At 33.7% G+C, this 14,237-nt stretch carries 13 protein-coding genes; 9 read left to right on the top strand and 4 right to left on the bottom strand.

The window, feature by feature from the left end; translation table 11 throughout:
• Positions 1-10: 10 nt before the first annotated feature.
• The gene (locus BHU68_RS11390) at positions 11-910 is read left to right on the top strand and encodes a sulfite exporter TauE/SafE family protein (protein ID WP_216092649.1); all 900 of its coding nucleotides are present in this window, start codon (positions 11-13) and stop codon (positions 908-910) included.
• Positions 911-989: 79 nt separating this feature from the next.
• Here the strand turns inward: BHU68_RS11390 and BHU68_RS11385 are convergent, their stop codons facing one another.
• Positions 990-1,358: a hypothetical protein gene (locus BHU68_RS11385; protein WP_083234269.1), complete on the bottom strand. Its 369-nt coding sequence runs from the start codon at positions 1,356-1,358 to the stop codon at positions 990-992.
• Positions 1,359-1,758: 400 nt separating this feature from the next.
• On the opposite strand from BHU68_RS11385, the gene BHU68_RS18100 reads away from it, so the two are divergent.
• Positions 1,759-1,884, top strand: coding sequence for a hypothetical protein (locus tag BHU68_RS18100; RefSeq protein WP_256359168.1), 126 nt, complete (start codon positions 1,759-1,761; stop codon positions 1,882-1,884).
• A 252-nt stretch (positions 1,885-2,136) separates the two neighbouring features.
• On the opposite strand, the gene BHU68_RS17735 is transcribed toward BHU68_RS18100, so the two are convergent.
• Genes BHU68_RS17735 through BHU68_RS11370 form a run of 3 tightly spaced genes read right to left on the bottom strand, consistent with a single transcriptional unit; the run spans position 2,137 to position 3,968 of the window.
• Positions 2,137-2,352: a hypothetical protein gene (locus BHU68_RS17735; protein WP_069471171.1), complete on the bottom strand. Its 216-nt coding sequence runs from the start codon at positions 2,350-2,352 to the stop codon at positions 2,137-2,139.
• Positions 2,342-2,860 (bottom strand): hypothetical protein, encoded by a 519-nt coding sequence (locus tag BHU68_RS11375; RefSeq protein WP_069471170.1) that lies wholly within the window; start codon positions 2,858-2,860, stop codon positions 2,342-2,344. Before BHU68_RS11375 ends, BHU68_RS17735 begins: the two co-directional genes overlap by 11 nt.
• Complete coding sequence (locus BHU68_RS11370; RefSeq protein WP_069471169.1) at positions 2,853-3,968, bottom strand: AAA family ATPase; 1,116 nt, start codon at positions 3,966-3,968, stop codon at positions 2,853-2,855. Before BHU68_RS11370 ends, BHU68_RS11375 begins: the two co-directional genes overlap by 8 nt.
• A gap of 294 nt (positions 3,969-4,262) precedes the next feature.
• Here BHU68_RS11370 and BHU68_RS11365 point away from each other — a divergent pair, with 294 nt between their 5' ends.
• The 7 genes from BHU68_RS11365 to BHU68_RS11340 all read left to right on the top strand — a co-directional run.
• Positions 4,263-4,859 (top strand): hypothetical protein, encoded by a 597-nt coding sequence (locus BHU68_RS11365; RefSeq protein ID WP_069471168.1) that lies wholly within the window; start codon positions 4,263-4,265, stop codon positions 4,857-4,859.
• Entirely contained in the window at positions 4,840-6,306 is a 1,467-nt protein-coding gene (locus tag BHU68_RS11360; protein ID WP_069471184.1) for a hypothetical protein, read from the top strand. The genes BHU68_RS11365 and BHU68_RS11360 overlap by 20 nt, the downstream gene beginning before the upstream one ends.
• 48 nt (positions 6,307-6,354) lie before the next feature.
• Positions 6,355-8,433 carry a C25 family cysteine peptidase gene (locus BHU68_RS11355; RefSeq protein WP_069471183.1) on the top strand — a complete coding sequence of 693 codons (2,079 nt, stop codon included), beginning with the start codon at positions 6,355-6,357 and terminating at the stop codon, positions 8,431-8,433.
• Between the two features lie 482 nt (positions 8,434-8,915).
• The gene (locus BHU68_RS11350) at positions 8,916-11,249 is read left to right on the top strand and encodes a hypothetical protein (RefSeq protein ID WP_069472964.1); all 2,334 of its coding nucleotides are present in this window, start codon (positions 8,916-8,918) and stop codon (positions 11,247-11,249) included.
• A 166-nt stretch (positions 11,250-11,415) separates the two neighbouring features.
• Entirely contained in the window at positions 11,416-11,592 is a 177-nt protein-coding gene (locus tag BHU68_RS17335; RefSeq protein ID WP_171899646.1) for a hypothetical protein, read from the top strand.
• Positions 11,593-11,706: 114 nt separating this feature from the next.
• A complete protein-coding gene (locus BHU68_RS11345) occupies positions 11,707-13,005 on the top strand; it encodes a cytochrome-c peroxidase (protein WP_083234277.1) in 1,299 nt (432 codons plus the stop codon).
• 446 nt (positions 13,006-13,451) lie between these two features.
• A partial coding sequence (locus BHU68_RS11340) for a hypothetical protein (protein ID WP_216115531.1) occupies positions 13,452-14,237 on the top strand: 786 nt, incomplete at its 3' end.

The following is a 14,237-nucleotide window of genomic DNA, read 5'->3' as shown; positions in this document are numbered from 1 at the left end:
ATTTGTCGCAATGATCTTGAATCATAACTATATTCAAGATCATTGGCAAATTTCTTTAACAATGGTATTTGGCTCCTTAATCGCTGGAGCTACTAGCGAAGGTGGTGGCGCAGTAGCTTTTCCAGTATTTACCAAATTATTAGACATAAATCCCATAGACGCTAAAGTTTTTTCACTTGCTATTCAATCAGTTGGAATGACAATGGCAACTATAGTGATAATATATCTAGGCATTCGAGTTGAATGGCGAGTTATTCGTTGGGCAAGCTTAGGTGGAGTCTTTGGAATTATAATAAGTTCAATTTGGCTAGCACCAATTTTGCCACCAGCCATCATTAAAATATCATTTACTGCAATGATAAGCAGTTTCGCCATTACCTTATTTATACTTAACCGTAATCAGCGAAATTTGCATAAGCATTTAATTATTTTCAATAATACTGAAAGAATAATATTAATAGCAACTGGATTTTTAGGTGGAATGATGAGTGGATTAGTAGGTAATGGCATCGACATTATGACATTTTCTATAATGATACTATTATTTAAAATGAACGAAAAGATAGCCACTCCTACCTCAGTTATATTAATGGCAATCAACGCCTTAGTAGGCTTTAGTGTGCAAATTTTCATCTTAGGCGGCTTAAATGCGCAAGTATATTCCTACTGGCAAGCCGCGATTCCAGTAGTAGTAATAGGTGCGCCACTAGGTGCAATTATTTGCAGTCGATTGAATCGTATAATTATAGTACGGATTTTATTAGTTCTAATAGCGATTGAACTAATCAGCTCAGTATTGCTAATACCATTAACTACTATGGTAACAATAAGTGGCATTATAACATTTATGATTTTTTCGATAATTTATTACTGGATATACCATTCATCTGACAGGTACTATTATCAATAATATTTTTCGTCAAAGGATTATATATAAGGGCAATTGGATTGCTCTTATACATAAGAAGGTGATTTAATGTCTAATTCATTCATGTGTGAGTTATTGAAGTTTGGCGTAAACCAGCAAGTTCTGTCATAGCTTCTATTCGTTTGGCTTCAAATTGTTCTACTTTTTCAGTTAAATCTAACAATTCTTGGTATTCTTCAGAACTTAAAGTCTCAGCCTGACGCTTAGCAATTAAATTATCATAAGCAGTTTGAATATCATACGGAAGCTTTTGATTAATTTTAAGTAAAAGTTCAGACTCACGACGTGGTATAGAAGCTACTTTACGTTGCGCTTGTATATGACGCAAAGACAAGGCAAATCTTTCTAAGTCAGATGAATTAAATTGTTTAACTACATTCATCAATTCATCAAAATTAATGTGTGCTTTAACTTGAACTGTAGGCATCATTTATTATCCTGTTTAAAAAAAATGATATATTTTACCATATACCCTATTATGATAAGCAACTTAACCGTTATCAGCGAAATTTTCATAAGCATTTAATTATTTTCAATAATACTGAAAGAATAATATTAGAAGAATGGTTTTTTCGATAATTTATTATTGGATATACCATTCTCATAACGATAAACCGTTCGGATGGGTGACATTAGCTGGTCATGCTACTGAGTACGATTGTAACAAACCTAGTGATGTGTCTCTGTTTCTGCAAAGTATTTCTAAGATGAAAGAAAATACCAAGTTAGCTATCCGTAAGCCTAGACTCATTCACTGCCACCGCCGCTAATGGCAAAATAACCATCAATTGGACCACAGGAACTGAAACTGACAATGCTGGTTTTACCCTTTGGAGAGCTACACAGATCAAAATGTTGAAGCTGGTGTAACATATTGTTATGGTTTAGAAGATGTTGATTATGATGGAAAACGTACTTTCCATGCTGATAAGATTATATCTGCTAGATTGAATTAAGCTACAGACCTGACAGGTTTTATTTAGTTAAATATATCTTCTAATGTATCACGAATATACAGAATTAAATAGGAAGTGAGGCTTTAGCCTCGCCCCTTATAAAATCAAATGCGTATTGTTTACGATACAGAATAGAATAAAGAAAGTAGGTTGGGCTTACTCCGCTTAGCTTCGTTACTTCGTTTTCTATCGTCAGCCCAACCTACGAACTACGAATAAAATCTTAGAGGGCTTAAATCCACAAGTATATTCCTATTGGCAAGCCGCGATTCCAGTAGTAGTAATAGCCATTGAACTAATCAGCTCACTTTTGCTAATACCATTCATCTGGCAGTTGACGATGATAACAAAAATCACTAAAATAGCTAATTCCCAAAAATAGTATGTGGAAATCAACAGGTTTTTTAGCCAAAGTTTAGCTATTTTAGCAATGCTATCACAACAATAATTTGCATTGTTATAAACCATTCCATTCAATACAAGCAATTTCAAGTGAAGGCAAACAATTTATTGGTAAACCATTAATACAAAAATTTATTAGTTTTTCGACTCCGGGTTTACAAGCACTTTCTTTTTCAAATTTAGGATAAACATCTATTTCATTAATAGATGAATCATTGTTATTCAGGTAATGTATCCATGTTTCAATATTGCGTTTTGGAACTAAACGTACAATTTTTTCATTGTCTTGCGGTAAGGGAACTAATTGATTTAATCGTTCTTTTACAGATAACTTATCTGCATCAATCATAATAACAAGTGCTTTTGATAAATGAGCTTTTTGTCGTAATAATTTAACCTGTATTGAATATTCGCGGCGAACAAACTGTTCGCCTGCACCCCTGCCAGCAGGGCAAACTATGACTCGAATTTGTCTTTCTGTGATATGATACCGCTTTTTTAAATAATGACGAATAAAAACTTCGTGTTGTCTATCTTCACAAAGTATTATTACTTGTGAATAACGCCTACTCATAATTTATCCAACCTCTTGCCACCAATTCAGATATAGGTAATGTCTTGTCTAACTCTGTCTGAAATATAGGATGTACACGCACTGCACGCCCTTTGAGTCTTTCAAACCAATATCCTTTGGATGCCGCAAGATAGTTGATTAATTCTGGATGGTGAGATATAAAAAATATTTGACAAGCTTCTTGTTCGGCTTTGTCAGCCATTTGTAATAGCCACGGTTGAATTTCTGGTAAAGCTAAAAAATTTTCTGGTTCGTCTAAACATAAAGTTAAATCATTTTCACAAGAATAATTTAATAATGTATAAAGTATTATAAGTGCTTGTTGCCCTTCAGAAAGTTCATTAAAATAAAATTCTAATTTTGAACCAAAACGGAAAGTTTCTTCATTTTGGCTTTGAAATTTCACTTTTAGTTGTCTTGCATGTTCTCCATCATTAACAAGTGATAGTGTATCAAATCCTTCAATTGCATCTCGTAAACTTTGTTGTAATGTTGCATACATAGCAGGCTGCTCTTGTAATAAGTTACGATACCATGAAGCAAAGTTGCTTAAATCTGTATTAGGCTGTGTCACTTCAAATTCGCTACGTGATTGTATAGCAAAAGGATTCATACGTAAAACATAAATTTGATTGATACGGTTTTTAAACCAAGTTAAACGTGTATTATTGTTATTCGGCAAAATGGTGGTTAAACCAGAACGATTCCAATCAAAATTAAAACGAGCTGCTGGTGAAAAATCATCATTATATAGTTGTATTTCACCTTCTAAAAATTTATAGAGAATTTGTCCATCAAATACTAAGCTTTCTTGTTTAACGTGACTTTGCCGCTGTTGAACTTGATGTTCAATTTCTAAACGATATTGATAGCTTCCTATTTCAAGTTCTAATGTCTGAATATTCAATAATTGCCAACGTGTCAGGCTGTTGATTGTAAATGATTTTGATGCAGTTTCACCTTGAATAAACTTTTGTAATAACACTAAAATTTCAAACATTGATGATTTACCGCTACCATTAGCACCTAATAACAGGTTTAATGATTTAGCCGTTAATTCAAAATTAACAAAAGATTTAAAATTATCAATGTATAAACGTGTAATCATGTGAAGTTTTCCTAAAAAAATTATTAGTATATCATATTATATATATTAGCTAATATGTTAGAGCTTCATTGCCTAATTCTTGTATTTGAATATTAATTTTGTTAAAATGGCAATTTGATTATGAATATTATAAATTAAGCTACAGACCTGACAGGTCTTTTATAAAAAATATTATATGTAAATATAATTGTTACAAAAAAATTTTTTAAAAAAAATTTGGCAAAAATCACCAAAATGTCCGTCTATAATAAATGTCGAAATTATTCGATGACACAAAACATCTAGGTGATTAATATGAAATCAATTGTTGCAGCAACAATACTATGCCTGAGCATGGTAGTACCATCTGTGGCGTGGTCAGCCAATTTTCCTGAAGCGGGCGTTGATAAAACTACTTCTATAGGTCAGTTTGGAATTCGACTCACTCAAAAGTGGGGAAAAACTATATTAGGAATCAATGATTGTCCTACTAATCCAAAATGTTTATTCCTGAGTCCATTCTTAATTGATTATAATACTCAAATCGGTCGTAGTGATCCACATAAGGATTCTAATGATGCTAATAGCACTGATAAAAAAGGTGCTTTTATATGTGATCAACCGGGACCGGGTGTTCCAGCTTGCAGTAATTTTGCCGCAAAAACAGTTAAAGATAGTGATTTAATCCTTCCAACATTTCCTGTTCCTTTGAAGTTTAATGAAGGTCCTAATGGCACGAGAGAAATACATACCCAAATTCTAACATTCAATATGAATCATTGGAAAAATCAACTACGTTGCGATGCTAAATTTTCAGCTAATTCAGTTAAAGCTGGTAGTGCAGCCCCCAAAAGAGATCGTAGCATTGGTGAAATAGAAGCCAAAACTGCTAATGGAGATTTTTCCTGCTGAAAGTTTTTTTAATGTCTTTGTAGAAGTTGATGTAGATTGGAACTTAGATAACACTCGTAATCTGATAGTATATAACAAAAGCCCATTAGTTATTCAAAATGCGAATTTGAATAAATTACCACCTCGTGTAGTTTACGTACATGATGGTAAAGAAAATGCTCCAGCGGTTTATGATACTGTAACTGGTGAACCAGTTGGATGGATAACATTAGCTGGTCATGGTGTTGGTTATGATTGTAGTCAAATTGATCAATTCAAAGAAATTATGCTTAGCATGAAAGAAGTGAAAAAATTAGAACCAATTATACCTTCAGCCGGTGTTGATAGAACTACTTCTTTAGGACGATTTGGTATCAGACTGACTAAAGAAATGGGACAAAAACTCTTTAAGATAGATACTTGCCCATTTGGTGATCCTAAATGTTTTGTCAGAAGTCCAGTACTACTTGATACTAATACTCGAATTGGTCGTAGCGCACCACATAAAGATGCTGATCCAACAGACACTGGTGGTGCTGATGTATGTAAACAAGGTACTAATAACTCTTGCAGCCAATTTTTTGCTGCCAAAGTTAAAGATAGTGACTTCTCTAATAATCCATTTATAGATGGACCTGCTGGTACTAGAGAAATACATACACAAATTGTCGGATTCAATATGAATCATTGGGAAAGACAAAAAAATTGTGATGCTAAGTTTTCAGCTAATGCAATTAGAGCTGGTGGTACGATACCACGTAGTATTGGTGAAGTGGAAGTTAAGACTGGTGTTGCAGGTGAATTTCCAGCAGAAAGTTTCTTTGATATCTTTGTAGAAGTTGATCTTGATTGGAATTTAGATAATACAATAGATATAACGCTAATCAATAAAAGTCCATTAGTGATTAAAAATGGTAATTTAATGAAATTGCCACCTGTGGTGATATATAACCACGGTGGTAGTGATAATGCACCAGCGGTTTATAACAAAGATACCGGCGAACCATTTGGATGGGTGACTATAGCTGGTCATGGTGTTGGCTATGATTGTACTAAAGTTAAAGAATTTGTAAAAGTTGTAGATGATATGAAAGAACAAACCAACTTAGAACCTTTGGTACCAATACTATCAGTAAGCCTAGACACATTCACAACCAACGCGGCTGATGGTAAAATCACCATAAATTGGACCACAGGAACTGAAACCAACAATGCTGGTTTTACCCTTTGGAGAGCTACACCAAAAGATGGTCAATGTTCTCTTGATCCTTCTAATTATAAGGATGTAAAACAAGTTCAACCTTTGGTTTATTCTAAATCTCAAGATGGAGTCTTGGGTGCAAGTTATTCTGAACCAGATCAAAATGTTGAAGCTGGTGTAACATATTGTTATGGTTTAGAAGATGTTGATTATGATGGAACACGTACTTTCCATGTAGATAATATTATATCTGCTACTTTCAATTAACCGACAGACCTGTCAGGTTTTTAAAACCTGACAGGTCTTATCATTATAATGTGTAAATTTATTATATATAATATCTTATTATTTGCAACAACGATAGTTCAAGCAAATGATATTAAAATCATCAATTCTGATGCAAAGCAGCTAATTGTAGAATTCAATTCTTGTGTTAGCAGCGGCTTATTAATACAAGTACCATCAACTGGTAATTTTTGGGCTGAGCTGTTGGATATTAATAAACCAGTTAAAGAATTAGTAGAACTTGGTGTTAGACAAATTTTACGCGATATTCCAGTTAGTCGCTTACGAGTTTTGCCATGTCAAGGCAATTATAAAGTTCAAAAAATCCGCCTAAAAATTCATTTTGAAAATTCCTTACGAAAATCACGTATTAAAATTTTTAAAACTAAACCACATCAAGCTTTAAGAATTGAAACCACAAAAAATGGTATTTATAGAATATATTATCAACAAGCAGTAAAAGCTGGAATGCCAGCGGCAATAATTCCAGAAAATTTACAATTATTTAATCAAGGCAAACAAGTTGCTGTTACAATTAATTTACCAGAACAATATCTTGAATTTTATGCAGAATCCAAAGTTTATTGGTTATATTGGAACACAAACAGTTTAGGTAAAAGAATCAATTCAATTGACAGTAAAGCTATTCACATTGAACAAGATAATATTTGGGGAAGACATGAGTCGAAAGGGTTTTGGCAACGACTAAATGCTTTAGATGTTAAAAATTATAACATCCCCTCACAAAATTCAGCAACAACAATTAAGATAGCTTTTTATGGTTACACTACAGCGGCTCCTCATCCTAATCATCATACATTAATTTACTTAAATGACAACTTAATTGGAGACGCTAGTTGGGATGGTAGAACTGAATATATTCAGGAAATGTTAGTGCCAGCATCAATATTTAATCAGGATTCTAATATTTTAACTATCAAATTGCCCGGAGATACTGGAGCAATTGTTGATAGTATTTTTCTTGATTGGATAGAATTGCATGGCAATAATTCTATTATAAATAAAATACATAGTCCAAAAAATATAAGTGTTTGGCAATCACCTGAACTAAAAAATCCAAATAACGGCGCAGATTATATACTAATTACCGCCAAAGAATTTTTGCCAGCAGTAGAACCATTAGCCGAATTACGCCACCAACAAGGTTTGCGCGTTAAAACTGTTAGCGTCGAAGACATTTATAATGAATTCAATCATGGCTTAGCTGATTCAGCCGCTATTAAGGAATTCTTAGCTTATACCTATAAAAACTGGGCTAAGCCAGCACCAAATTATGTATTTCTAGTTGGAGATGCCAAAATAAATTTAGAAGATAGCAAGGTACCAACTCATCTCTACGTCAGTGCTGAAAATATAATAACTCCTGATGACAACTGGTATGTAAGTGTGGCAGGAAATGATAATTTACCAGATATGTTGATTGGTAGAATTCCGGGAAACAATCCAGAAATGGTAAGGCAAATAATTCATAAAATCATATGTTTTGAGAATTCAACTAATGAAGCACCTGATAAAGTATTATTAGTTGCTGATAATGAAACTCAATTTCATGATTTTAATGAGCGTTTATTTAAGATATTGCCAGCGCAATATGAGGCTGATAAAATTTATTTAGAACCCTACGTAGAAGCAACTCAAGCCAATCAAGACATTATTGCTAGCATAAACAATGGTGTAATGATGAGCAATTATATTGGACATGGCACAATAGACAAATGGAGTATTGACAAAGGATTATTTAAATCAAGCGATGTAGAAAAACTAAACAATGAACAACTAATTTTTGCATTAATGCTGACATGTATCAATGGATACTTTATAAGCTCCTACGCATATTCCCTTGCCGAAGAGATGGTAATATCTAAAACTGGGGCGATTGGAGTATTTGCCGCCAGCAATTTTACCTATTTATGGGAAAATGCGATCTTAGCCAAATATATATTTGACAGCGTGTTCAAACAAGGTAATAGAAAATTAGGTTTAATTACCACCCAAGCCAAGATAAAGGCATATGAACAAGGGGCATCAGCAGAAGTTTTAAGGATGTTTACCCTTTTTGGTGATCCTGCGCTGAGCTTGAAAAACTAATTAATTTATTTATATCATATAGAAACTGATGTGACGCACTATAAGTACAACTAATTACGTGGATAAACGAATAAAGCATAAAATAGCAAGCCAAATAATTCATTACTTCATTACTGAGTTTAGCTTACTCCGCTCCGTGACTGCGTATCGCTGACTTTTTTCACCATTTATAATGAAGTTATTTGCTTGCATAAAAATAACTTTGGATAAAATTTTCCAAATAAAGTTGTTGTTTTTCTTGTGGAATTTGTAGAACCTCTATGGTTGTCATTTTAATAACCTTTGAATAAAGTTAGGTTTTTTAGGTATCTGAAGCATTCTCTTACATAATAGTCATCATTCATCTTAATGTCAAGCTAAATTACTAGCATAAAATTCATATACTTACAATTTAATTTATTTTTTTTTGGCAAAATTCATCAAAATGTCCGTCTTATAATATCGTAAATTAAAAACTTAATATTTAACTTGGAGTAATGATGATGAAATCATATCTAAAAAAACAGAGGCTATTAAAACTAGCCAGTATCGCTTTTACTATGTCATTTGGGGTGTTGACAGCTCCATCGACGTTCGCCAATATAATCCTAAACGGTGGTTTTGAGAAACCTACTATACCTAATGGAACATGGAATAATTTTAATTCTATTCTAGGATGGACCTTATCTTTTGGACCTGAAGTTGATATAGTAAACAATTTACCGGGATTAGGAATTCCATATGAAGGCAATAACTTTATAGAGTTAGATAGTAGCGCAAGTAGTGGTATTTACCAAGATGTGCCTACTAAACCTCGACAATGCTATACCTTAAAATTTGCCATTTCACCTCGTCCAAATAGACCAGCTTCTGATAATAAAATTAGAGTATTATGGAACGGAAATATTTTAGATGATCTTTCAGCAGGCGCAGGAGCAAATACCACATCATGGAGTGTTTATGCTTATACAGTAACTGGCAGTGTTGGTAGCACCACACGTTTGGAATTTCAAGATACAGGTCCATCAAATAAGCATGGTATGTTTCTTGACGCGGTTTCTTTAGAAAACTGCGATTTTAAACCTTGCAAAGATGATGAAACAAAGGTTTATCAGACTGATGTAGCTAAGCCTAGTGATAACATGTTAGCCGCATATCCTGATCAAAAATTTAAGGGGTTTGGTGATACAGGGGGGAATCAGTTTTTTGGTCATACCTTTACCAGTTTAAACATACCGGGCAAGACGATTGTTGGAGCAACACTAGAAGTTAAAGCTAAACCCGGTCGCTCTTCATTATCTAATAATGACAGCCTTCATTTGAAATTTTATGGTCCTAGTGGCAGTAGTTTAACTTCTGGCTGGGGTACTTACTTTGGTTCAGGTAATCCTAATCTCGGTTTACTCCCACAACAGTGGATCATTATATTTTATCAAAATGGTCAGACTTTCAATTTAAATTTAGGAAATTTAACAAAACTAGGAACACCTCCGAATGCTGGAGTTAGTATTATTAATGAGTTAAATACTCATGGCTTTTTGGATGTATTAGTCCAAGATGATACTACGGTTGAATCTATTAAATTAACTGTACATTATAAGTGTAAATTTGATGTTTGGGTCAGAGATAATAATAATGATACAGGAATAGAACCTAGTCCTCCCAGCAACGTTTGTAATTCTTGGTGGTGTTCAAGAGATATTGTTATGACTAACAATAGTGTCGTTACAGGTCCAAACCTATCTTTACCAACTCATCAACCACTAGTGCTTGGAACTACAAATTATATTAATGCTCTTATACGTAATAAAAGTCCAATAAACGCTCATAATGTAAATGTGGAATTTTATACCCATTATAGTGGTACGTCAGGAGGATGGTCTTTTGCAGGCAATCATATTATTTCTAGTTTAGCATTAAATGGCACATATCTGGCCAGCATTCCTTGGAATGTACCTAGTTTTACTGCTGGAAACATAGGTAAACATTATTGTGTGCAAGTACGTTTGAAAACACCAATAGATCCTAGTACAGCTAATAATTCTGTTAAATATAATAATAACATAGCTCAGAGAAACCTCGAAACCATTCATTTGCAAGATAAGAAACCTATTGTTGTAGGTTTAAATGTGCTTACAATGAAAGAGACAGGAATACTAACACTGGTCTTTGAGGCAACAAACGAAAAGGGAAAAGTTATAAAATTAGCAAAGGAATTAACAAATGTAACGCTTGGCGGACTAGAAAATTTACCTATTAAAGATCCAAAAGGTCTAGAAATAATAGATGGAAAAGAAGCTAAACTTACTGGAGATAAGGGATCAATTGTTATAGAAGTAAAAAAAGGCGAAGAACTCAAATTGAATTTGACATTTGCTCCAACTGCTTTAACACAAAAAGACTTATCTGGAAAAGTCTATTTCCATGTTAAACAATTTGAAGGAAAAGAGTTGATTGGTGGTGTGAGTTATGAATTACGTCCACCAGAAGAACAACTATCTGTAAACCTAGATTCATTCACAGCCAACGTCACTGATGGCAAAGTAACCATAAATTGGACCACTGGAACTGAAACCAACAACGCTGGTTTTACTCTTTGGAGAGCTACACCAATAGATGGGCAATGTTCTCTTGAACCTTCTAATTATCAAGATGTAAGACAAGTTCAACCTTTGGTTTATTCTAAATCTCAAGATGGAGTCTTGGGTGCAAGTTATTCTGAACAAGATCAAAATGTTGAAGCTGGTGTAACATATTGTTATGGTTTAGAAGATATTGAATATGATGGAACACGTACTTTCCATGCTGATAAGATCATATCTGCTACATTGGATTAATTTGCAGACCTGTCAGGTTTTTAAAACCTGCCAGTTATAAGACTCAAAAAATCCGCCTCAAAATCCCTTAGGATAATTCCAGAAAATTTACAACTATTTAATCAAAATAAAGAAGTTGCAGTTACAATTAATTTATTTAAATAACAACTTGATTGGATAGAATTGCATGGCAAAAATGTATGTATTTCTAGTTGGAGATGCTAAAATCAATTTAGAAGATAGCAAAGTGCCAACTCACCTCTACACCACCCAAGCCAAGATAAAGGCATATGAACTTGGAGCCTCAGCAGAAGTTTTAAGGATGTTTACCCTTTTTGGTGATCCTGCGCTAAGCTTGAAATAGGTGTCAAAACTTGTCCGTTACCTTTTTCATGTCTGTATGTCTGAATTTTAAAAGTCACATATTTTAGTCTTAATATATTAAGATATTCTAATTAATATTAAGGAGTAATCAAATATGATTTACATAAAAAAAATGGTTTTTATTAGTTTATTTGCTGTAGAATTAGTATTCGCTAATGAGTTTTTAGTTACTGATCAGGATTTTCCGAAAACTAATGCTAAAATGGAAAATTTGGGTAAGTTTTTATTTTTTGATAAAATTTTAAGTGGCAATAAAAATATCTCATGCGCTACTTGTCATCATCCTTTTGCCGCTACTGGTGATGGTATCTCTTTAGCTATTGGTACTGGCGGAATTGGCTTAGGTGTGATGCGAAATCCTAATAATATTAAAGCTAGAGTGGCTCGTAATTCTCCACATATATTTAATTTAGGAGCTTTGGAATTTACTACATTATTTCATGATGGCAGAGTAACAAAACTTATAAGCCCTGCTGGTGATGATTTACCTTTAGGCTTAGATAATCCATTGGCTGTACAGGCTATGTTTCCAGTAACATCTGATGCAGAAATGGCGGGTGAAAAAGGAGAAAATCCTATTGCAGATGCAGTAGCTAATGGTAATTTAATTAGTGCGTGGCAACAATTAGCTGAAAGATTGCAGAAAATAGATGAGTATGTTAATTTATTTATTGCTGCTTTTGCAGATGTTAATGCTGCGCAAGATATTACTTATGTACATGCCGCTAATGCCATTTCTAGCTTTGAAGCTGCTGCTTTCCGCTGCACTAATTCTCCTTTTGATCAATATTTGCGTGGTAATCACGACGTAGCTAGTCAACAGCAAATTCGAGGTGCTAAATTATTTTATGGAAAAGCGCGTTGTAGCAGTTGTCATAGTGGAGCATTTCAAACAGATCATAAATTTCATGCTATTGGAATTCCTCAAATTGGTCCGGGGAAAGGTGATAATTTACCCGGTTATAATGATGGACATGATGATTTTGGTCGTGAGCGAGTAACTAACAATGAAAATGATCGTTTTAAATTTCGCACACCATCTCTACGTCAAGTCGCTATGACTGGACCTTGGGGTCATGATGGTGCGTATAATGATTTAGAACAAATGGTACGCCATCATCTAAATCCAGTTGAGGTTTTAAATAATTATGATATTAGTCAAGCCGTATTAGCTTCGAGAGCTGATCTTGATAAAATTGATCTTATCGTGCATCAAGATAAAAAGCGTCGTCAAGCAATAATTGATGCAATTGAAATTAAGCCTATAAAATTAACTGATAAAGAAGTTTCTGATTTAGTGGCATTTTTACATGCTTTGACTGATGTTAATTGTATCGATCTTCGTAAGACTGCTGTGAATCAAGTGCCTAGTGGTTTGGCTATTAGAGATTAGTGGTTTTAAACACTAACATAGTAGCAGTGTAAAATAATTATAGTATATTTATTATGGTTTGCAACAACAATAGTTCAAGCAATTTTACCTATTTATGGGAAAATGCGATCTTAGCCAAATAAATATTTGACAGCGTGTTCAAACAAGGCAATAGAAAATTAGGTTTAATTACCACCGAAGCCAAGATAAAGGCATATGAACTTGGAGCCTCAGCAGAAGTTTTAAGGATGTTTACACTTTTTGGTGATCCTGCGCTGAGGTTGAAAAACTAATTAATCACACCTTTTGTAAATTTTACTCATCATTAACTTTAAGGTTAAAACAAATACTAAGATAAAATTCAGATACTTAGAATTTAAATTAAGTTTTTTTGGCAAAAATCATCAAAGTGTCCGTCTTATAATATCGTAAATTAAAAACTTAATATTTAACTTGGAGTAATAATGATGAAATCATATCTAAAAAAACAGAGGCTATTAAAACTAGCCAATATAAGTATAGTGGCGTTGAGTTTAATAACTCCAGCCGCTTATGCAGAAGAACCTTGCCAAAATGAAACAAAAGTTTATGAACCTACAACGGCTATTCCTAGTGATAACATGCAAGATAAATATCCTAATAATACTTTTAAGGGGTTTGGCAATACCAGTATAAATAAGTTTGTTGGTCATACCTTTACAGGTTTAAAGATACTGGGCAAGACGATTGTTGGAGCAACATTAGAAGTTAAAGCTAAACCTGGTAATTCTTCACTATCGAGTAATGATACCCTTCTGTTGATATTTTTTGGTGCTAGTGGCAGTAGTTTAGCTCCTGGATGGGGTCAGCACTTTGGTCCAGGTAATTCTACTCCCGGTTTACTCTCTTTACCCTCAAATCAGTGGCAGACTGCAACTTATTCAAATGGTTATACTTTTAATTTAGATTTAGGAGCTCTTCCTAATGGTGGAGTTAATATCATTAATGATTTAAATACTCATGGCTTTTTGGATGTATTGGTAGAAGATGATACCACAGTTGAATCTGTTAAATTAACTGTAAAGTATAAATGTCATTTATCACCTTGCCAATATAAGCCAAATTTGTATTATCTTGATGAAGACAAGCCAATGAATGTCTGGGAAATGACCAGTTATTTGGATAGATCCTCAAAGCATCAGCAAAAAATAGTACAGCAGATTTGTTTTACTGCTCCAAGTCTAGCTGCTGATACTCATTGTGCTTATGACTGG

Source organism: Candidatus Marithrix sp. Canyon 246, assembly GCF_001723685.1.
GTDB lineage: Bacteria > Pseudomonadota > Gammaproteobacteria > Beggiatoales > Beggiatoaceae > Marithrix.
The sequence above is the reverse complement of the archived record's forward strand: the minus strand, read 5'-3'. Positions and strand labels throughout refer to the sequence as shown.

Bases quoted from the DNA above. Each gene is read 5' to 3' on its own strand.
- BHU68_RS11385 (WP_083234269.1), bottom strand. From the start codon at position 1,358: ATGATGCCTACAGTTCAAGTTAAAGCACACATTAATTTTGATGAATTG.
- BHU68_RS17335 (WP_171899646.1), top strand. From the start codon at position 11,416: ATGGCAAAAATGTATGTATTTCTAGTTGGAGATGCTAAAATCAATTTA.
- BHU68_RS11355 (WP_069471183.1), top strand. From the start codon at position 6,355: ATGTGTAAATTTATTATATATAATATCTTATTATTTGCAACAACGATA.
- BHU68_RS11375 (WP_069471170.1), bottom strand. From the start codon at position 2,860: ATGAGTAGGCGTTATTCACAAGTAATAATACTTTGTGAAGATAGACAA.
- BHU68_RS11350 (WP_069472964.1), top strand. From the start codon at position 8,916: ATGAAATCATATCTAAAAAAACAGAGGCTATTAAAACTAGCCAGTATC.
- BHU68_RS11345 (WP_083234277.1), top strand. From the start codon at position 11,707: ATGATTTACATAAAAAAAATGGTTTTTATTAGTTTATTTGCTGTAGAA.
- BHU68_RS11390 (WP_216092649.1), top strand. From the start codon at position 11: ATGATCTTGAATCATAACTATATTCAAGATCATTGGCAAATTTCTTTA.
- BHU68_RS11370 (WP_069471169.1), bottom strand. From the start codon at position 3,968: ATGATTACACGTTTATACATTGATAATTTTAAATCTTTTGTTAATTTT.
- BHU68_RS17735 (WP_069471171.1), bottom strand. From the start codon at position 2,352: ATGGTTTATAACAATGCAAATTATTGTTGTGATAGCATTGCTAAAATA.
- BHU68_RS11360 (WP_069471184.1), top strand. From the start codon at position 4,840: ATGGAGATTTTTCCTGCTGAAAGTTTTTTTAATGTCTTTGTAGAAGTT.
- BHU68_RS11365 (WP_069471168.1), top strand. From the start codon at position 4,263: ATGAAATCAATTGTTGCAGCAACAATACTATGCCTGAGCATGGTAGTA.